We start from the raw sequence: 20,607 nt of genomic DNA, 5'->3' as shown, positions 1-20,607 counted from the left end.
AAAGAGCACGAAGGGCCCAGGCTCGAACTAAAATTTTATTCTAGAACTGTATTAGAGACGGGCAACACCCGCCCCGATACGATCCCTCCACGCGGGCCACGGAACGACGTTTTTCGCGGCGCCCCCCTTTTTCCCTCCTGAAAACGGACTCTTGGCATGACGGAGCCCGACGGCGCTCTTCCTTTTGTCCCCACCGCCCTGATTGCCCTTGGGTATTGTGCAAGCAAGCATGGCGTTGACCTGTCCGTGCCGGACATGGTGCACACTCATGGCCTGGGATCGGTTGAACCCTCGGCGCCGCTGCTGGTGCGCATCGCGGCCGAACAGGGGTTTCGGGCCCGTTGGAAAACCCTTGAAACCAGCGACCTGCCCCAGCTCAAAACGCACTATCCCGTGATCGCCCGCCTGAACAACGGCCGCCATGTGGTACTGGTGGGGGTGCGTCCCGTCCCCGGCGAGGAAGACGGCATGGAAATCGGGGTCCTCGATCCACTGGCCAGCCGGCCGGAAATCCTGACCTTGAGCCGCGCGCGTTTTGAAGGCGCCTGGAGCGGGGCCGTTTTAATGCTGCGTCCCAAGGCTACCTTGGAAGCGGCGCGACGCCGTTTCGATCTGGCCTGGTTCCTCCCCGAGATCCGGCGTCAGCATCAACACTTTCGCGACGTGGCCCTGGCGTCGGTTCTGATCCATTTATTCGCGTTGGCAATGCCATTGTTTTTTCAGCTGGTGATCGACAAGGTACTTGTCCATCAAGTTGAATCAACTCTCATATCTCTTACAATAGGCGTAATGATTGCCATAACCTTCGATAGCGTTCTGAGTTTTCTTCGAAGATACCTTCTTCTTTTCGCAACGAATAAAATTGACATGCGTGTCGCGGAGCATACTTTTTCCCATCTCCTCCGTCTGCCTATTGATTTTTTTGAGAGGTCGAACGCGGGTGTTTTGGTCAAGCACATGCAGCAGGCCGAGAAAATCCGCAATTTTCTCACCGGCAACCTTTTCCTGACCGCCCTCGACTGCCTGTCTCTTTTTATATTCATTCCAATCATGCTGATGTACAGCAATGGACTAACCGTTCTTGTTCTATGTTTTACCGGAATTACGGCAACCATTATTTATTTCATGATCGGCCCGCTTCGCCGCCGATTGACCGCCCTGTATCAGGCGGAAGGATCTCGTCAATCCTTGCTGGTGGAGGCCATCAGCGGCATGCGCACCATCAAGTCGCTGGCCCTGGAGCCGGTGCAGCGGCGTTTGTGGGAGGAACGCTCGGCCGAGACGGTCAATCAGAACTATGCCCTGGGCAAACTTTCAGCCGCTGCCGAAGAATTAACCCAATGGATGCAAAAAGCCCTGGCGGTGGCGATCATCGCGTTTGGGGCTTACCAGGTTTTCCAAGGAGACCTTACCATCGGCGCCCTGATCGCCTTTCAAATGGTGGCGGGGCGGGTTTCCCAGCCGCTCCAGCGTCTGGTGGGACTGGTGCACGTCTACCAGGAAACGGCGCTGGCAACGCGCATGCTGGGCGAGATCATGAACGCGCCCCCCGAGCGTGAACGCGACCAGCGTGGCTTGCGCATGCCCTTGCAAGGGGCGATCGAGTTCGACCGGGTACGCTTTGCCTACCCTGGCAGCGAGCGCCCCATCTTGGATGATCTCAGTTTCAAGGCTCCGGCCGGGTCGATCTTTGGCATTGTCGGACGCTCGGGCTCGGGCAAAACCACGATCACCCGCCTGATGCAGGGCATGTACACCGCCCGGGGCGGTGTCGTGCGGATCGATGGCCAGGATTGCCGGGAAATCGATCTTCAGCACCTGCGTTCCAGCATTGGAGTTGTTTTGCAAGACAGCTTTATTTTCAAGGGAACGGTGCGCGAGAACATCGCCCTGGGCAAGCCGGCCGCGACGTTCGAGGAAATCTCGCAGGCGGCCCAGATGGCCGGCGCCGCCGAGTTCATTGAACGTCTGCCAAGAGGATTTGACACGCTTCTGGAAGAGAACGGCAGCAATCTGTCGGGCGGTCAGAAGCAGCGCCTGGCGATTGCCCGGGCCCTGGTCCGCCAGCCGCGCATTCTGATCTTGGACGAGGCGACCAGTGCCCTTGATCCGGAAAGCGAGGCCCTGATCCAAGACAACCTGAAACGCATCGCGCGGGGGCGCACCTTGATCGTGATCTCGCACCGCCTGATGTCCCTGGTCGAGGCGGACACGATCTTGGTGCTGGAGGAAGGCGTGCGGGTTGGCCTGGGGCGTCATGAAGCCCTGCTGCGCGATTGCCCGATCTACGCCACCTTGTGGCACCAGCAGATGCGCACCCCCCTGGGACCTGAAGCCGGATCATGACCCACACGCCCGTCCCCTCCGAGGAAAACCAGCCCTCGCCCCCCCCGGAAACCGCCGCTCCGCTCAGCGACGCCACAGCGTCCGGGGCTTCCGAGATGGCCTCGTCCGACCGGGAAAGTCGGTCCCGCTGGTCGGAGCGCGCGCGGCGCCGGGCCCTGGACTGGAACGCGCCCCCTTCGGATCCCGACATGGTGGCCTTCCAGCCGGCGGCCCTGTCGATCGAGAACCGCCCCGCCCCCGTCTGGGCGCGCTCGATGATCCAGCTGATTTTGGGGATAGTCGTCGTCTTGCTGGTGTGGGCGGCGTGGGCCCGGATGGACATCACGGTGTCGGCGCGCGGCAAGATCCTGGCCGATCAGCCCAACATCGTGCTTCAACCCCTGGACACGGCAATCATTCATGCCATCCCGGTCAAGGTCGGGGATCCGGTCGTGGCCGGCCAGGTGGTGGCCGAACTGGATCCCACCTTTTCCACGGCCGACCTCAGCACCCTGCGCCAGCGCCGGGACAGCCTGAAAGCGCAGATCGAACGGGTCCAGGCTCAGTTGCAAGGGGAGCTCTACGCCCCCCAGCCGGACCCAAACGAGTTCGAGCGGATCCAAAAACAGGTTTTCGATCACCAGGTTGCCAGCTTCACGGCCAGCCAGGCCGCCAAGCAGGCGGAAATCGATACCCTGGACGCCCACCAGGAAACCTTGCTGGAGAACCAGAAGCAATACCAGGCCCAGCTGTCCACCGCCTCGGAGCAAGAGCGGATGTACCAGACCCTGATGGGGGAAGGGGTCGGCTCGCGGGTCAATCTGCTGGTCGCGCGCATCCGCCGGCAGGAAACCGAGCGGCAGCTGGCATCGGCCGACAACGAGATGAACGAAGGGGTCGAACGCCGGCTGCAGCTTCAGGCCGAACTGGCCGCCTTGATCCGGGAAACCAACCAGAAACTGGCCGAGGAGCTGATGGCGGCACGCGGCCAGTTGATCGAGGTCGAGGAAAACCTGAACAAGGCCGAACGCCGCCAGGAGATGATCACCCTGCGGGCACCCGTCGACGCAACCGTGCTGAGCGTGACTCCCTTGTCGGTTGGCTCGGTCATCCGCCAGGCGGAATCCCTGATCGAACTGGTCCCCGTGCGCACCACCTACCAGGCCGAGGTTCGGATCCCCGCGCGCGACATTCGGGACATCACGGTGGGCCTGCCGGCGCGGCTTAAATTCGACGCCTATCCCTTTCAGAAATTCGGCGTGGTCAACGGCACCCTGGAAGCCCTGGGGGGAGACGCGCAAATCGATAAAGACACCCAGGGAACCCAGGAAGCCTACTACATGGGGCGTATTTCCCTGGACTGGAACACGGTCGATCCGCGTATTCAGATTATCCCCGGCATCCAGTTAAGCGCGGAACTGCGCACGGGCGACCGTCGCATCTTGTCTTATTTCCTGTACCCCCTGATCCGTACCCTGGACGAGAGCTTCAAGGATCGCTGACCTCTGGAAAACGCACAAGACAAAAAAAAACAATAAGGATTTTTTTCTGCACAAAACCACCAGGGGTTTCAACCCCCGATTCGCCCGTTTCCCCCGCCCCTCACGACGAGTTATCCCCTTGGACTCTACCCACACAACGAGTCGACGGGGATAGTTATCCACAGGCCCTCCCAAAAGAGGGTTGGACTCTACTCACACAAATTTGGACTCTACGCACGAGAATCGGAGTTATCCCCAGGACTCTGCTCACACAAGCAAATAACTAAAACAAATAACTTTCAAATAGCTTGTGTGAGCAGAGTCCAACTGGTTTTTCGGATTTTTCGATGCCATGGTGTCGCTTAGTTTCCAGGATGGAGAAGTGACATGGCCGAAATTCACGATCTGATCCTACGGGACGGTCGGGATGCGCTGAAGACGGCTGCCACGACTTCACTCGAACGGCAGGAATTGGATATCGCCGCCGAAGTGATGAGCGATGAAGAAACCAATATCGGCATCACCCATGCCGGTTTTGCCCTTACCTGTCTCCCTCATAAAAAAACAGATGCCGAAGTCTGGCGCCGGGAAAACGGCCGCGTGACCTTGCTGGTCAAGCCCGGGTTCAACCGGGCCGGTCTTCCGGTCGGCCTCCCCTATGGCTCCCGGGCCCGGATGATTCTGCTGTATCTTCAGACGGAGGCCCTGAAAACCGGCTCTCCCGAAGTGGAACTTGGCGGGTCAATGGCCGCCTGGATGAACCGCATGGGCATTAGTGTCGGGGGAAAAAGTTATCGTCTCATCGATGAGCAGGCGACCCGGCTTTCCATGTGTTCCCTGACTTTTTTCTGGGACGATAAGGGGGGGGAGCTTTTCAAGAACACAAACTTCGTCGAGGGTGGACTTTGCCTGACCGAAATGTCCGATAACGGACGCCAGAAACGCCTTTGGACCGAGACGGCCCGGCTGTCCGACGATTTTTTCCGTAGCCTTAAACACCATGCGGTTCCTGTCTTGGAATCCGCCGTGCGGGCGCTCGCCAACCGATCCCTGGCCCTGGATATTTACATCTGGCTTGCCTATCGATTGCATGTCTTGCACCACCCCACCGCGGTCAGCTGGACCGCCCTTCGCGGGCAGTTCGGCGCGGGGTTCGACGACAAGGCCCCCATGAGCCAGTTCCGACGCACCTTCCTGGAAAGTCAGCGCCTTGCCGTGGCCGCGTACCCGGAAGCACGGGTGGAAATCGATGGCCAGAAAGGGGTGATCTTGAACCCGTGCCGTCCCCCCATCGCCCCACGCATGATTCAGGTTCTTTTGCCGGAGGTGTGAGGAGAGTCCAATCCCGGGAGCGGCAAGGTGTGAGTAGAGTCCAAATTCCCGCCCTCCAATCCTCGTTGTTTTTCACATGAAAGAGTTATTTTTCAATCGGATGGGCGAGGGAATCTCTTTTTTTGGATCAAATGCCCCCGTCCTCCCCCTCCTTTTTCCCCTGGGAAAGGAAATGCCTCCCCCTCTCTTGCCGCTCTTGGACTCTCCTCACACCACGGTCTGAGGATCCAAAACCCGAGGAAGGCGTCCCGCTTGCGTATTTAAAAGTCCACCAGCCGTCAAATACGGACGCGCAAGAATGCGGAAAACATGAGCGTCAATCAAACGATACAAAAGCCGGCTTTTCAGATCAGGAGAAAGGGCTGTTACGACAGCGTTTAGAAAATATGTTCCTGGAAACAGGATGGCTTTGATTGGAAATCTTACTTCTATAGTCTCTCCGCTCTGCCGGACAGAAATTCCCTCTTCGGATTGAGTATGGGATACTTGGTCTGAAAGGATTAATCCATTGACGGCGCGAACCTGCATCCCAAACCGAACCCGGTCCAAGGAATGCGCGAAGGTGACCCGATAAACAACGTCGTATTCCCGTTCATGGGTCAGATGATTGACCCGGCGTCCGTCGGGGGTTTCCAGGTGGACATCGGAGACACACACTCCGGAAGCGGGCGCCTCGATCTGACTTTCACAGCAAAAATGCGGACTGAAAAAGGCTTCGTCCCGTTCTTCCCTCTTTGGGGCGGAAGAACCGGAGGTTTCCTCCGCTTCCGACAAGGGGGCAGGAGGCTGATCGGACATCGGATCGGAGCGCCCGGAAAGACGGGTCAGGGCCATGGCCTCCGGATGGCCATCGAGAGCGCGAATACTGCCGCGCAGGGCGGGGACCTGATCCTCGGGCGCGTGAATCAGCCGCTGGTAATAGGCCACGACAAGACGCGGACTCCCCAGGATGAGGCGCTCGCCCCGATCCAGAAGCAAGACCCGGTCACACAGATCCACCACGGTCTGGGCGCTGTGCGTCACGAATAAAATGGTGCACCCAGAGTCCTTGAGCTGATTGATCCGCCGGAAGCATTTCCGCTGAAAAGCCTCGTCGCCCACCGACAGGGTTTCATCGACGATCAGGATATCCGGATCGACATGAATGGCCGTGGCGAAGGCGAGGCGGGCGTACATGCCGCTGGAATAGGTCTTCACGGGACGATCGATGAAGGGACCGATATCCGCGAAGGCGGCAATCTGATCAAACACGTTCTCGATCGCGCCCGTGGAAAGTCCAAGCAAGGCCGCATTCAAAAACACGTTGTCGCGGCCGCTGAATTCCGGGTTAAACCCCGCGCCCAACCCCAACAACGCCGCCACCCGGCCAAACACCTCCACCGATCCCCGGGTGGGGGCCATGGTTCCGGCGATGATTTCCAGCAAGGTTGTCTTGCCCGATCCGTTGCGGCCAACAATCCCCACGGTTTCGCCCCGGACCACTTCAAGGTCCACGTCGCGCAAGGCCGAAAAGGGATTGTAATACCGCCGCCAGCGCAGGACCATTTGCTTCAGACGGTCTTCGGGCTGGTCGTAAATCAGGTAATCCTTGGACAGCCCGGAAACGCGAAGACTGACCTCAGACATACGGAGTTCCCTTCTTTTCGCTCTTCCTGCAGGCCGCTCGAAGCGGAGAGGATCAGGGCTCGCGCAGGCTTTCGTCGAACGTGCGAATGAGAGGATACAAGAAATAGCTGATCACCGAGCGTTCCCCCAGCTTGATTTCCGCCGTCAGCGTCATGCCCGGCAACAACCGTTGTTCCTTGGGAACGTTGCGCAGCTTCGTGGACGTCAGATCGACCAGACCCCGGTAATAACTCTGGGAGGAGTCCTGGCTGTTGTTGGGGGAAAACGTGTTTTCGGAAATCACCCGCAATTCTCCCTCCAGCATGCCGTGCTTTTGAAAGGGAAAAGCGGCGATCTTGATCTTGCTGGGCAGGCCGACGCTCAGGCGTCCGATATCCGCCGGGGAAATCCGCACCTCGGCCTCAAGCGGGCTGTTGAGGGGGACCAGGGTCATCAAGGGTTCGGCGGCCTGCTGCACCGACCCAACCGTGCGCTGGGCCACGGAAAGAACAACGGCGTCTTCCGGCGAGCGCAGATCGATCAACTCCTGGCGTCGTTTGACCTTGCGCAGTTGATCCATGATGTTGTCGAGCTGGCGGGTCGCGTCGACCAGATCGCTCGCGGCTTCCTGGCGCCAGCCGGCCATGAAGGCTTCCCGCTGCGCTTGCAAGGCTGCGATTTCGTGGCGCAGTTCCTTCTGGCGGTTGCGCGAGCGCTCCAGGTCCTGGGTGACTTCCAGACGCGTATTTTGGGCAACAAGAAGCTGGAGCTGGGAGCCGGCATCGAGCTTCTTCAACTCGGCTCGCATGTCCTCGATCTTGTGGGCAACGGCCAGACGGTCCTCCAACACATCAATGTCGTGGACCAGGGCCTCGAGGGCGGCCTTGTTCTTGGCCACCTGGGCATCCAGGTCCGCGAGGCGGGCCTGATAGGCCGAGCGCCGTTGCAAGTCCACGGCGGTCTGCATCAAGGCGTCCTGGGTTCCGGAACTGACCGGCTGGTAGGGCTCGCCGTTCAGTTCGGCCTGCAAGCGGGTCACCTGTTCTTGGAAGCTGGAGCGCTGGCTTTCCAGCTGGTCGAGCTCGGCTCCCACGAACGTCGCATCCAGGAGCGCCAGGGGATCGTCCTTGTGCACGATATCGCCGGGGCGCACGAAAATGCTGCGGATGACCGCGGTTTCCAGGGGCTGGACGATGATCTGCGGATCCTTGGTGACCAGCTGGCCGGTCGCGGTGACCACCCGGTCCACATGGGCCCATGATGCCCAGGTGATGGCGAAGGCGAACAGGGCCAGCAAGGTATACGCCGTCGCCCGCGCGACCCGAGGCGGCGGGCCCTTCTCGATCTCGATCGAGTCCGACTGGAACTCGATGATCGCTTCTCGGACTTCGCGTTCCTTGCGCTCGCGGGCCAGGGCGCCGAGACGCTTGCGGAACTGGCCGAGGGCCGAGGCGTCGTCGTCGCTTTCCTCGTCCTGACCCGGGGCGGGCTCGGACGAGCCAGCGGACGCCGCCACCGTCGTTCCCGTGGCAGGTCGTCGTTCCTCGGGCGGCGCGGTTCCGGGCGTCGACGTCGGCAGGGAAGAGGAAGGCTGTATCTGCTCGGACATCGGATCAGGCCATGTGCTTGGTTTGCTGCGTCCAAAGCGTTCGATAGATCTCGCTTCGAGCCAACAGTTCGTGGTGGCGGGCGACGCAATCGATCCGACCCCGGTCCATGACCAAGATCGCATCGGCTTCGACCAAGGTGGACAGGCGATGGGAGACGATGATCAAGGTTCGGCCCAGGGCGATTTTTTTCAGGTTCGCCTGGATGATGGCCTCGCTTTCCGGATCCAGTGCGCTGGTCGCCTCGTCCAGGATCAAGATCCGGGGTTCGGTCACCAGGGCGCGGGCAATGGCCAGGCGCTGCTTTTGTCCCCCGGAAAGGTTGGAGGCGTTTTCCTCCAGGGCTGTTTCGAACCCCTTGGGCAGGCGTTCAATGAACTCGTCGGCGCCCGCCAGACGCGCCGCTTCCATGACATCGGCCAGGGTCGCGTCGGGTCGGGCGGCGGCGATGTTCTCGCGCACCGTGCCCCGGAACAAGAAGTTGTCTTGCAGCACCACGCCGATATGGCTGCGCATGTGCACCAGGTCAATCTCGCGGATATCCGTCCCGTCCAGGCGGATGATCCCCGACTGGGGCGTGTAGAGCCCTTGCATCATCCGGGTGATGGTCGTCTTGCCCGATCCGGAGCGCCCGACCAGGCCAAAGATGCTGCCGGGCCGGACATCGAACGAGACCTCGTTGAGCGCGGGCGCCGTGTCCGGGCTGTACCGGAAGGTCACTTCATCGAACTGAAGGCCCCCCTTGATCTGGGGGCGCAGGCCCACGCCGCCGCGCTCGGAGGGGGTATTCATGATCGAGCCCAGCATGCGCACCGACAGGGAAACCTGCTGGTAGGCCTGGATCAATCCGACGATCTGCACCAGGGGGCCCACCACCCGGCCCGAGAGCATGTTGAAGGCGACCAGGGCTCCCACGGTCAAGGTGCCATCGAACACCGACTGGGTGCCCACGGCGATGACCGCGATCGGCATGGCCTTGGACAACAGTTCCACGACGCCCATGGACCCCAGGGCCAGCTTGCCGACCCGGAAGGTCTGGGCCACCGTTTCGGCCGAGCGGTCGTTCCATGTGCGCCGTTGCAGTGGCTCCAGGGCCAGGGATTTGACCGTGCGCATGCCCGAGATCGTTTCGACCAGCAGCGCCTGGCGGCGGCCGTCGGCGTTGTAAAGCTCCTCCAGACGGCGGCGAAACGGCTTGAGCACCGAGGCGATGACACCCGCGATCAACGCGGAAAAAACAATCACGATGAGCGTCAGCTTTGCGCTGTACAAGATCAGCATGGGCAAGGCGACCAACAGCATCGTGCAGTCCAGAAGGGTCTGGAACAATGACCCGGTCAGGAAGCCCCGGATGCTCTGGGCCTGTTGCATGTGCTTGATCAGAACGCCTGTCGAGGAATTCTCGAAAAAGTGAACGGGCAGACTGACAAGTTTTGAGAAAATACGGTCATTAACCCGGATATCGATTTTGTTCGTGGCAAAAAGCGTCAGGTATTGACGCAGAACACCAAACCCCGTTTCGAACAGAACGGCCCCGAGAATACCAAGAACAAGAACGTAAAGGGTTGAATAGCTTTCATGCGGTAGGACTTTATCGATAATAAGCTGAAAAAACACGGGGCTCAGCAACCCAAGAAAATGGGTTACGAGAACGATAATGGCGATATCGATGAACAGCCGCTTCTGGCGAAGGATTTCCGGAATGAACCAGGCGATATCGAATTTGCGGCTTGGATCATCAAGGTTCCGTCGCACCTTCAGATACATCACCTCTCCAGCCCAAGCCGGGCCGAAGGTGGCTTCATCCAGGAACATCATTTCCGGGACATCCGCCAGGGGATCCCAGACCGCGACCTTGGAGTCCTCGGCGCGGAACCCGGCCAGAACCACCCAGTTGCCGTTTTTCAGGCGGGCGATCAGCGGCAGGGCCTCGCCCATGTCCTTCAGGTTCTTCCAGCCGATACGGCCGTAGCGGGCCCGCAGGCCCATGCTGCGCGCGATGCGCAGCAGCAAGGTATCGTTGGGCGTGGTGTTGCCAATGGCGTAATCGTGAAGCAGGCGCGGCACGCTCATCTCGATGCCGCGATGCCGGGCAACGAGGACAAGGCACTTGAGCGCGGAATGAGGATCAACGATACCGGCGGTCTCCCCGGTGCGATCGGCGGCATCGGCAGGCTGGACCTGCGGTTGGGAGGGCTGGGTTGTCATGATCACTCCAATCCGGACCGGCGCAGGGCCCAGGAAAGCCTCGCTTGATCGCGCCGGCCGTGGTCGTTACGCCTCGGTTGAATCGGAAACGGGCGCGAAATTCGGCGACGAAGGGGTCCGCTTGACAGCCGGAGCGGGGGACGCCGGGGCCGGTTCGGGGGACGCGGCGGCCGGGGCGGGCGGCGCCTGGCCCCCTTCGGGCGCGGCGGCCGGCGCGGTTCCGGGCAACACACCCTTATCCCGAAAAGAGCCCGCCGCCATGTTCAGCCCGCCCACGAAATCAAGAAAGGACGGAACGCTGAGGATCAGCCGCTGCCGATGCTCGGGAAGAGGCTGGCCATTGGAGGCCTTGGCCGTGGCGGAAAGGCTGTACAGGTCGATCCGGACGGTTCCCCGTGCAAAAGAGACATCAAGGAGACCATCGATATACAGCTCGGCTTGGGGTGATGCGGTCATGAGCAGCCTTGGTGCGGGGAAACCGTTGCGCGTTCGGGAGGGGAAGACCGGTTCCGCCTTGCGCATTCTCTCCGTGTTGGGACGGCCGTATCCTGCGTCCGTGTTGGCCTCAGCGTATAAGTCATTTGGTCCGCCATTGCAAACGGGATCCCGGATGGTTCGCTTCCGAGGTAATCCGTCTTTATCCCGGCTGGGCTTTAAATAAAAATGAGGGTTAATTTCAATGATGTTGTGTTTTTTGTGAAGTTATATCCCAAAATTGAAAAGCGCTCTCTGTGCTGATACGCTTTTTTGTTAAATATTATTATTTATTTATTCTGGGAGGAGGGGCAAAAAATAATTTTATGTCTTTTATTTTCTCAAGGGGCGTTCCGGTAGTCCAGAAGGAAATTCGGTTCGGACCGGAACTTTCTGGCTAGAGTTCGTCAGGAAAAAGGGGGGCCGCCTTTCCCGACAAACTCAAACAAAAGGATCCAACGCCTGTCCGCTTCAACGTGAAACGGACAGATTCTAGGGAACGTCGGGGCGCGACAGGCCGGCCCGGGTGATGGCGCTACGACACGTTTTGCGCGCATGCGCATAAACCCGGTTGTCCATCCAGGCAATGGAAATGTCGTCGAACCCGGCGCCCCACAGCAGACGGGCCAGGGCCAGGGGCGAGGGGGAATACCAGTTCCAGCCCCCCCGGCTCAGCTCTTCCTGGCTGCCGGAATGGGTCAGCACGCTGCCCTCGTAGCGGCACAGGGCGCCCGCCACGTTGATGCCTTCGGATTCCACCAGAATGCATCCGCCAACGCGGGTGGCATTGCACAGCAGGCGCAGCGCCAGGAGAGGGTCGGACAGGTGGTAAATCACCCCCGGCACATAGATCACGTCGTAGGCCTCGCGGGCGTCGAGGGCATACAGGCTGTGATCGAGAACCCGCCCGGGAACGCCAAAGGAGTCCAGCAGATACTGGGCCATGCGCGCATACTTGCGGACTTCCTCCAGGGCCGTGACCCGGGCGCCAAGCGCCGCCAGCAGCAGGGTCGTCCCCCCGGTCCAGCATCCGACGTCCAGGACATCGCGACCGGCGAACGTCGCGTCGTCGACGGGGAAGGCGTGCATGAAATTGCGCATCAACGTGAGATGGCGCCGCCCCATGCGTCCCGACACGGAGAAGTCCCCGAAGTCGTGGTCGTGTCCCCAGTGAAAGCGGATGGAAAGGTCGCGCTGGCGGTGGATCTCGTCGGCCGCGTAGCCTTCGATCTCGGCATCAATCGTGCCCAGGGCGCCCTCGACATGGGACCGGAACGCAGCCGGCGCGACACCGTGCAAAGACGCGGTGGTATAGCGGCCCATCAGGGCCGACAGGCGCTCGTCCTGGGCCGGATCCTGGGGAAAGCGAGGCTCCAGGGCAAGGGACAGCCCGGGGGGAACGTCCGAGAGACCTTGTTCGGACTCCACGTCGTAAGTCAGCAGCGAAGGAAGGGCCATCACCAGGGAAACTTTCTCAAAAAAATAATCGAGTATATAGGAATCAATCGCTTTGTTCAGACGTTCTTGATATCGATTTCCCCGTGACGGAACGGGATCCAGTCCTTGTACTGTTCACGCCACTGAAGGCCATAAGGATTTTTGAAAAAAATCTTTTCAATCGGTTGTCCGCCTTCGCGCTGGGTCCGTTCCATGTCGATGAGGGGATAACTGGAAAACACATTGGCCATGTAATCGTCCACGGACGGCGTGCCGCCGACGCGTTCCGCGTACTCACGTGCCGAATCGCTCAGGTTCCAGGCTTCTTCGACTTCATCAAAGTGGCCCATGGGAATCCTCTTCAGCTCTCGATGCGATTGGAATTCGACTGTCTTTGGAACGGGATAGGTGCATCTATCAAGATGGCGCGTCTTATTGAGGCATAAGCAGGCCCGCGGCGTCAAGGTGTCCGCTCCCCTCTTCCGGCCTTCCCGTCCGCAGCGACCGGGCGGGAAAGACCTTGAAGAGGACTCCCTGGAAAAGCTACTTAAGGTGCCGACGAATGTGGCCCGGAGCGTTCGCGGTGGCGATGAAATCACCGTGAACCTTTCGCGCCGTTGTTTTTTGCGCCTTTTCAACCCGCAAGGAACGTTCCCCCTCCAAGGGAGGGCTTCACCTTGCGCCGAAAAGGCGCGACTCACGATCGGCGTCGGTTTTCCCTTGACCAAGAAGCGAACCCTGATGAGCAAAAAAGCGTTAATTACCGGCATCACGGGCCAGGATGGCGCGTATCTGGCCGAACTCCTGTTGGGCAAGGGATACGAGGTTCACGGCGTCAAGCGTCGTTCCTCGTCGTTTAACACGGGGCGGGTCGAGCATCTGTACACGGACCCGCATGAGGGCGAAACACGCTTCTTCATGCATTACGGCGACCTCACGGATTCCACGAATCTGATTCGCCTGGTTCAGCAGATTCATCCGGATGAAATCTATAACCTGGCCGCGCAAAGCCATGTCGCGGTCAGCTTCGAGACTCCGGAATACACCGCCAATGCCGACGCGATTGGAACGCTGCGCATTCTTGAAGCCATCCGGATCCTTGGCATCGAGAAGACGTGCCGTTTTTATCAGGCCTCGACCTCGGAGCTGTTCGGCAAGGTCCAGGAGATCCCCCAGAAGGAAACCACGCCGTTCTATCCGCGCAGTCCCTACGCGGCGGCCAAGCTGTATGCCTACTGGATCACGGTCAATTATCGCGAGGCGTATCAGATGCACGCCTCGAACGGGATCTTGTTCAACCATGAAAGCCCGGTGCGGGGCGAAACCTTCGTTACTCGCAAGATCACCCGGGCGGTTGCCGCGATCGAGGCCGGGCGCCAGGAAACCTTGTTCCTGGGCAACCTGGATGCCAAGCGCGACTGGGGCCACGCCCGCGACTACGTTGAAGGCATGTGGCGCATTTTGCAGCAGGACACCCCCGACGACTACGTCCTGGCCACGGGCGTGACCCGTTCGGTGCGCGAGTTCGTGGAACTGGCGTTCGCTCACATCGGCCGCACGCTGACCTGGCAGGGCGAAGGGGTCGAGGAAAAGGGCCTCGACGTCGCGTCGGGCAAGGTGCTTGTCGCCGTCGATCCCCGCTACTTCCGTCCGACCGAGGTGGATCTGCTGCTGGGCGATCCGACCAAGGCGCGCGAAAAGCTGGGCTGGCAGCACACGACGCCCCTGGAAGACCTGGTGGTGGAAATGATGGAAGCGGACCGCAAGCTGATCCGCGAGGGGCGTTTCTAACGCGCCTGCGCCTTGCGCGACCCTCGGCGGGCGTCCTTGAGCGAAGAGAGGGCGGGCAAGAGCCCCCCTCTCCAGGGATTTTCAGGGACGACCGGTCCGAAAGACAACGGCAGAAAAAAGAGAACCGTCATGGAAGAGTTTGCGCTTGCCGGGAAGCGGGTCTGGGTGGCCGGCCATCGGGGCATGGTTGGATCGGCCATCGTCGACCGCCTGGCCCAGGAAAACTGCGAGGTCCTGACGGTTCCCCGCGCCCAGGTGGACCTGCGCCGCCAGGCCGACGTGGAAGCATGGATGGCGGCCGAGAAACCCGACGCGGTTTTCGTGGCCGCGGCCACCGTGGGCGGGATCCTGGCCAACAGCACCCGGCCGGCCGAGTTCATCTATGACAACCTGATCTTGGAAGCGAACATCATCCATGCCGCCCATCGGGTGGGGGTGCGCAAGCTCCTGTTCCTGGGATCGACGTGCATTTATCCGCGCCTGGCGCCGCAACCGATCCAGGAAGACGCCTTGCTGAGCGGGCCACTGGAGCCGACCAACGAATGGTATGCGGTCGCCAAAATCGCCGGAATCAAGTTGTGCCAGGCCTACCGCCGTCAATACGGCTCCGATTTCATTTCCGCGATGCCCACGAACTTGTATGGATATCGGGATAACTTCGACCTGCAGAGCAGTCACGTCGCGCCGGCCTTGATGGTGAAAATTCATAACGCCAAGGTCCGGGGTGAGAAGACGGTGGAAATCTGGGGCAGTGGCACGCCCCGACGCGAATTCCTGTTCGCGGCGGACGCGGCGGACGCCATGGTTTTCCTGATGAAAAACTATTCGGGTGAACCTCACGTCAATGTGGGCGCCGGCTCGGAAGTGACCATTCGGGAACTCGCGTCCCTTCTGGCGGAGGTTGTCGGCTATCAAGGAGAGTTCGTCTTTGATGCCAGCAAGCCCGATGGAACGCCGCGCAAGCTGTCCGATGTCAGCCGGCTGGCGGCGCTGGGATGGACCGCGCCCACCTCGTTGCGCGACGGGCTGCGTCTGACCTATGACTGGTTCCTTGAGCACAAGGCCCCGACCCTGGCCGTTTAACGCGACGCTCCGCTTTCGAAGCGGCGCCTGGTGAAGGGACGCGGGGGGGCGCCTTTCCGGCCAGGAGACCGGAAAAACGCGCCCATGTTCCCATGGGGGCACGACCTGGATCGACGGCCGTTGACGCGACGGTGCAAGGGCAGGCAGGGATGACGCTGCGGACCTTCGAGTACGTTCCCATCGAGCGCTGGTGCCGGCCGGTGCCGGCCCTTGCCGGCTTGCAAGAGCCGGACACGGTTTGTTTCGTGCGCCCTGGTCAAACCGTGTCCGTTCCCTTGCCCGATCTCGTTCTCGATTCCAACGACGTGGCCGCGATCACGGATGGGCGTCCGTGGGGATTTCCCCTGGATCCAGGGCCCAACGGGGAAGCGCTGCTGTCCATTGAACCGGCTTTTCTCGCCCGGCTTGACGGGGTGACGATCGACCGCCTGTGCTCTGTTCCCTTTATGCATAATCCATTCAATATTTTTGTGCGTCCGGGCTTGGCTCTTGACGATACGTACAATGGGTCTTACGGAACATCTGTTTTGAAGGAGCAGATGAAAGAGTGGGTTGATTATAGGGTGGGAAATCAATCGGTAAAAATTAAATTATATGAGGACTTGGATCCGGACCAACGCGTGGATGGTGAGGCTTTGTTCGTTGCCGGAAGATTTTCTTTCGGGAACTATTTTCATTGGATTGTTGATTCTCTTTCAAGGCTTTGGGCTATTTCAAAATTCAATCCCCCTGAATCCATCCCAATCCTGCTTCCAACCGGTTCCTTGAACACCTATCAACGAGAAACCCTGGAGGCACTTGGATTAAAAAATAAATTTATTATGCTGAATTGTCGTCGTGCTTTTGTGGAAAAACTATATTTTTCTTCGTATTTTTCTCCTGGTGGTTATACAGTCGAGCAAGTCAACTGGCTTTCCTCGGTGCTGCGTCGAGCCTTCAAGGTCGAGGGACGCAAAGCGGGACGGCGTTTGTATGTCAGCCGGGCTGATGCCCGGGCCCGGCGTGTGCGCGACGAGGCGGCCTTGGTGGCGTCCTTGCAGGCACGGGGCTTTGAAGTCGTGACGTTGGGAGGCTTGAGTGTTCGCGAACAGGCCATCTTGTTCGCCGAGGCTGACATCGTTGTCGCGCCCCACGGTGCGGGGAATACCAACATGCTGTTCGCACGCCCGGAAGCGGCGCTGATTGAAATCGTCCCGGCCCAGATGCCGCAGCCGTGCTACTGGATGTTGACCCGGTTGCGAGGCCAGCATTATGGGCGCCTGCTTGACCGCACGCCGGATCCGGGGGACGGGGATCTGACGGTGGATCTGGGGCGGCTGCACGCCATGCTGGATCTTGCTTTTGCTCAGATGACGTCATGAGGCGATTGTTTCGGCTCCAAGAGGGTTTGCTTGATGTCGCGTCCCCGTACTCTGATTAGTCTACTCGTTTGGGATTCTCCCCGGTACACGGGCAATCTTCTTTCCAACCTGGAGTGGGCACCTCCAGGGCGAAATTGTCATTTGCATATCATTGACCAAGGGTCAGACGCGCCGACCCGCGATCTTCTGCGAGCCTGGGTGCCGGCGCAAAAAAGAGTGACGGCGGAACTACTGCCCGAGAATATCGGGTACGGAGCCGGGCATAACCGCAGCTATGCCAGGGGAAAAACCATTTTCCCAAATGGTTTTGATTATTTTATCACTATCAATAGCGATGTTCTTTTTGGTCAACCGGAATGGGCCGATGTCTTGGTTGACGCCATGGAGGCGACACCACACGCGGCGTTGGGCGGGCCGTTTGCCTATACAGAAACCCCGCTGGGGGGCGGGCGTCGCTTGCTGATGCCGGCGACGGTGGATCAGGGCAAGCGGGGGGAATTTGCCTTTATAACCGGGGCGGTTGCGATCATCCGCGCCACGGCGGTCACGGAACTGGGGCTCTTTGACGAAATTTACACGCCAGCCTATTTTGAAGATCAGGACATGGTGCAGCGTTACACTCATTTTGGGTGGGGGCAGGTTTACATCGATCTTCCCGTATTGCACGGGTATCTGGGGGATGCGGAACGTGTCAATCAGACTAAGAATAATGAATTACAAAAAAGGTATGGTGATTTTAAGGATAAGAATATGAAGACTTATGTTTCCAGATGGCAATATGAAAAAAACAAGAACTCTCTTGCAAAGGAAAACCTAAAAAGTAGGTTTAATTTATTGTATTTTCCGTCGGTAGGGTGAGGTTATGTATATTGAGCGTCTTCCGATTCCCGATGTTTTCCTGATAACGCCGAGACGCTTTAGCGATGCGCGCGGATTTTTTTCGGAAACATGGAACCGCCGACTTTTCCACGAGATAACGGGTCTGGACCCTGAGTTTGTCCAGGACAACCATTCCCTCTCCCGTGAGCGAGGAACAGTGCGGGGGTTGCACTATCAGGCGGCGCCCCAGGCCCAGGCCAAGCTGGTGCGCGTCCCCCGTGGCGCGATCATGGATGTGGCCGTGGATCTGCGGCGGGAATCGCCAACCTTTGGTCGATCGGTCTGGGCAATCCTGGGTGAAGAAAACGGAACCCAGATGTATGTACCAGAAGGTTTTGCCCATGGTTTTTGTACATTGGAAACCAATACTGAAGTTATTTATAAAGTAACATCCTACTATGCTCCTGATTGTGATCGCTCCTTGCATTGGAAGGATCCGGTTCTTTCGATTCCGTGGCCAGATTTTGCAGGATCCATTCTGTCGGATAAGGATTCGCGAGCACCTTCCCTTGCCAAACTCACTGATTTTTTCTAAAAAACACGGCTGGGAATAAATCGGTTCTTGGGAGGGAACAGCAGCCTGCTTCCCTTTGAAGATCGAGGCTCGGGCGCGGTTTTTGTAAAAGTCCGACGGGAGCGTCAGAGTTCATTCCCTTTTTACTGGTTTATTCAGGTCGATTCTCGGCCAGTGCGGGGCGAGACAAAGGACCTGCGGGGGGGCGCATGCCGGATCCGACGATTCAATCTCCTGGTGGTGGCGCGGCCAACGGGCCGGACTCATCGATGGCGGCGCTCGTCGCCCACGCGCGCGGGCAGGCCCAGGCGGGCCGCTGGTCGGAGGCGCTGGGCGCCTTTGCCCGCTATTTGTCCGCCCGCCAGGAGGATCACGCCGTCCGGCTGGAGCTGCTGGAAACCGCGGCGCGCGCCGCGCGGGCGGGGGCGCGCGTGCCTCCCTCTTCCTCTCCATCCCGGGCGGGGGCCCTGCCGTTTGTCTCGGTGATCGTGTGTTCGATCAGCGACGAGCGTTCCGCCGCGATTACCGCCTTGTACCAGCGCCTGTTCCAGGGCCGTCCGTTCGAACTTGTTCTTCTGCGCGATGCCCGCTCGCTGTGCGAGGCCTACACGCGTGCCCTGAGCCAGGCTCAAGGCGAGATCCTGATTTTTTCCCATGATGACGTGGAGATCCTGGCCCCCGACTTCGCGGATCGGCTTCTGGGCCATCTGGCCCGCTTCGACGTGGTGGGGTTCGCCGGCACCACCCGGCTGGCCGGCCCAGCCTGGATTCAGGGCGGATGGCGGGGCGCGCGGGGACAGGTCGCGACCCGGGACCGGGCGAGCGGACGCTTGCGCGTTGACGTCTATGGGGTGTCGGGCCCGGTCGCGGAGGGGATCCAGGCCCTGGATGGGCTCTGCTTTGCCTGCCGGCGGGAGGTCGCCGAACGGGTGGGGTTCGATGCCGAGCACTTCGACGGCTTTCACCTGTACGACACGGATTTCACCTGGCGTGCTTTCCAGGCGGGCTATCGTCTGGCCGTCGCGACCGATATTCCCATCATCCATTACTCGACGGGCCGTCTTGACGAGGTTTGGCGCGGGTACGCCGCGCGTTTTCTGGCCAAGTTTCCCCAAGAGGGCTTTTCCGGGGCCTTTGGCGAAAATCCGCTGCGGGCAACCTACCTGGATACGCCCGAGGAGCTGCGCGCCTTTTGGGATATTATCGTCGCCGTGGGCGCCGCCCATCCCGGATGCCTGGCACCGGTCGCTTCTCCCGTGGCCTCGGCGGGAGCCCCGGCGCCGGGCAGGAACGTCCAGGATGCCACGGGGACTCCGCCGGTCCGGCTTGGGATCCCCTGGACCCTGACCGAGGTCCATGGCTGGGGACTGGTGGGCACGCACACGGCCTTGTATCTCATGGAACGCGGGGCGCCGCCCCTGCTGCTGGCGCAGCCGATCATGAACACCCTGCGGACCGAAACCCGCAGCCGGCTGGCTCCGCTAAACGATGAATTCGCTTCGCTTGATGAGCGGTTGAAGAGCAACGTTCCGACACGGGTCACCTTGCCCGGGATCGATGTCTTGCATCCCCTTGGGAATGAATTTTTAGAGGAGCCGTCTTCTTCTCGTTTCGTTGGACGGCGGAACATCGGGGTTATTGCGTTTGAGAATACCCGTCTTGACGAGGAAGTGCTCAAACGGGCCCGGCGTTATGATTTCATCATTGCCCACTCGACATTTAATTGCCGGCTGTTGCAAGAAGCGGGCCTTTCCGATGTCCGCCTGGCGTTCCAGGGCATTGATGAAACCGACATGGTGCGTTTGGAGCGGCGCGGTTCCCTGGGCAACCGCTTCGTCGTCTTTTCGGGGGGCAAGCTGGAGTTTCGCAAGGGGCAGGATCTGGTGGTGGAAGCCTTCCGCCGCTTTCATGCCCGTCACCCGGAAGCCCTTCTGGTCGCGGCGTGGCATAACCCCTGGCCGGCCTTGTCCTTGGACATCGCCGAGGCACCCTGGTGCAAGGTGGCCCCGCGCATCGAGAACAACCGGTTGCAACTGACCCGGTGGGTCATGGACAATGGTTTGCCGCCGGAAGCCTTTCTGGATCTTCATTTCCTGCAACGCTCCCAGATTCCAGGGGTTTTGGCCGAATGCGACGCCGCCGTGTTTCCCAACCGCTGCGAGGGAGGGACCAACCTCGTGGCCATGGAATGCATGGCCATGGGAATTCCCTGCGTGCTGTCGGCCAATACCGGACATCTCGACATTCTGCGCGAGGGGGCGTGTTATCCCCTGCGCGATCAGCGCCCCGTGACCGATCCCCAGGGAGTCCGGCGGGAATGGGGCGAATCGTCGGTGGATGAACTCGTCGAGTGTTTGGAGGAAATTCATAAAAACCGGGACGAAGCCCGGCGTCGCGGTGAACAGGCGGCCACTTTCATTCGGAAGGAACGGACGTGGCGCCGTTTTGCTGAAGTTTTCGTTCAGGAAGCGACGCGATAAAACGAAAAATTAGAGCATTTTCAGCCGAAA

General features: G+C 59.9%; 15 protein-coding genes. 9 read left to right on the top strand and 6 right to left on the bottom strand.

Translation table 11 applies throughout. From position 1 onward, the window contains the following. The first annotated feature begins 156 nt into the window (after positions 1–156). From ROR02_RS08310 to ROR02_RS08300, 3 genes are all read left to right on the top strand, one after another. Complete coding sequence (locus tag ROR02_RS08310) at positions 157–2,346, top strand: peptidase domain-containing ABC transporter (RefSeq protein WP_147163562.1); 2,190 nt, start codon at positions 157–159, stop codon at positions 2,344–2,346. Continuing rightward, positions 2,343–3,827, top strand: a complete 1,485-nt coding sequence (locus tag ROR02_RS08305; RefSeq protein WP_147163561.1) for an HlyD family type I secretion periplasmic adaptor subunit — start codon at positions 2,343–2,345, stop codon at positions 3,825–3,827. The genes ROR02_RS08310 and ROR02_RS08305 overlap by 4 nt, the downstream gene beginning before the upstream one ends. A gap of 366 nt (positions 3,828–4,193) precedes the next feature. After that, a complete protein-coding gene (locus ROR02_RS08300) occupies positions 4,194–5,138 on the top strand; it encodes a replication protein RepA (protein WP_147163560.1) in 945 nt (314 codons plus the stop codon). A 207-nt stretch (positions 5,139–5,345) separates the two neighbouring features. Here the strand turns inward: ROR02_RS08300 and ROR02_RS08295 are convergent, their stop codons facing one another. From ROR02_RS08295 to ROR02_RS08270, 6 genes are all read right to left on the bottom strand, one after another. Continuing rightward, positions 5,346–6,764, bottom strand: coding sequence for an ABC transporter ATP-binding protein (locus tag ROR02_RS08295; protein WP_147163559.1), 1,419 nt, complete (start codon positions 6,762–6,764; stop codon positions 5,346–5,348). Positions 6,765–6,816: 52 nt separating this feature from the next. After that, complete coding sequence (locus tag ROR02_RS08290) at positions 6,817–8,259, bottom strand: HlyD family type I secretion periplasmic adaptor subunit (protein WP_170245028.1); 1,443 nt, start codon at positions 8,257–8,259, stop codon at positions 6,817–6,819. A 97-nt stretch (positions 8,260–8,356) separates the two neighbouring features. Further along, the gene (locus ROR02_RS08285) at positions 8,357–10,558 is read right to left on the bottom strand and encodes a peptidase domain-containing ABC transporter (protein WP_147163557.1); all 2,202 of its coding nucleotides are present in this window, start codon (positions 10,556–10,558) and stop codon (positions 8,357–8,359) included. Between the two features lie 66 nt (positions 10,559–10,624). After that, on the bottom strand, positions 10,625–11,014 hold the full coding sequence (locus ROR02_RS08280; RefSeq protein WP_147163556.1) for a hypothetical protein: 390 nt from the start codon (positions 11,012–11,014) through the stop codon (positions 10,625–10,627). 510 nt (positions 11,015–11,524) lie between these two features. Beyond that, positions 11,525–12,490 (bottom strand): class I SAM-dependent methyltransferase, encoded by a 966-nt coding sequence (locus ROR02_RS08275; RefSeq protein WP_147163555.1) that lies wholly within the window; start codon positions 12,488–12,490, stop codon positions 11,525–11,527. A gap of 56 nt (positions 12,491–12,546) precedes the next feature. Next, positions 12,547–12,819, bottom strand: a complete 273-nt coding sequence (locus tag ROR02_RS08270) for a hypothetical protein (RefSeq protein ID WP_147163554.1) — start codon at positions 12,817–12,819, stop codon at positions 12,547–12,549. A 391-nt stretch (positions 12,820–13,210) separates the two neighbouring features. On the opposite strand from ROR02_RS08270, the gene gmd reads away from it, so the two are divergent. The 6 genes from gmd to ROR02_RS08240 all read left to right on the top strand — a co-directional run bounded on the left by gmd (position 13,211) and on the right by ROR02_RS08240 (position 20,577). Then, entirely contained in the window at positions 13,211–14,260 is a 1,050-nt protein-coding gene (gene gmd / locus ROR02_RS08265; RefSeq protein ID WP_147163553.1) for a GDP-mannose 4,6-dehydratase, read from the top strand. 129 nt (positions 14,261–14,389) lie between these two features. Beyond that, the gene (gene fcl, locus ROR02_RS08260; protein ID WP_147163552.1) at positions 14,390–15,343 is read left to right on the top strand and encodes a GDP-L-fucose synthase; all 954 of its coding nucleotides are present in this window, start codon (positions 14,390–14,392) and stop codon (positions 15,341–15,343) included. A 149-nt stretch (positions 15,344–15,492) separates the two neighbouring features. Beyond that, on the top strand, positions 15,493–16,704 hold the full coding sequence (locus ROR02_RS08255) for a glycosyltransferase family 61 protein (RefSeq protein ID WP_170245026.1): 1,212 nt from the start codon (positions 15,493–15,495) through the stop codon (positions 16,702–16,704). Positions 16,705–16,737: 33 nt separating this feature from the next. After that, complete coding sequence (locus tag ROR02_RS08250) at positions 16,738–17,562, top strand: glycosyltransferase (protein ID WP_147163550.1); 825 nt, start codon at positions 16,738–16,740, stop codon at positions 17,560–17,562. A gap of 4 nt (positions 17,563–17,566) precedes the next feature. Next, on the top strand, positions 17,567–18,118 hold the full coding sequence (gene rfbC / locus ROR02_RS08245) for a dTDP-4-dehydrorhamnose 3,5-epimerase (protein WP_147163549.1): 552 nt from the start codon (positions 17,567–17,569) through the stop codon (positions 18,116–18,118). Between the two features lie 188 nt (positions 18,119–18,306). Beyond that, positions 18,307–20,577 carry a glycosyltransferase gene (locus ROR02_RS08240; protein WP_147163548.1) on the top strand — a complete coding sequence of 757 codons (2,271 nt, stop codon included), beginning with the start codon at positions 18,307–18,309 and terminating at the stop codon, positions 20,575–20,577. Positions 20,578–20,607 lie beyond the last annotated feature (30 nt).

Origin of the sequence: Pararhodospirillum oryzae (assembly GCF_007992075.1) — a bacterium.
In the GTDB taxonomy this organism is placed as follows: Bacteria; Pseudomonadota; Alphaproteobacteria; order Rhodospirillales; family Rhodospirillaceae; genus Pararhodospirillum; species Pararhodospirillum oryzae.
This window is presented reverse-complemented; position numbering and strand designations above follow the sequence as displayed.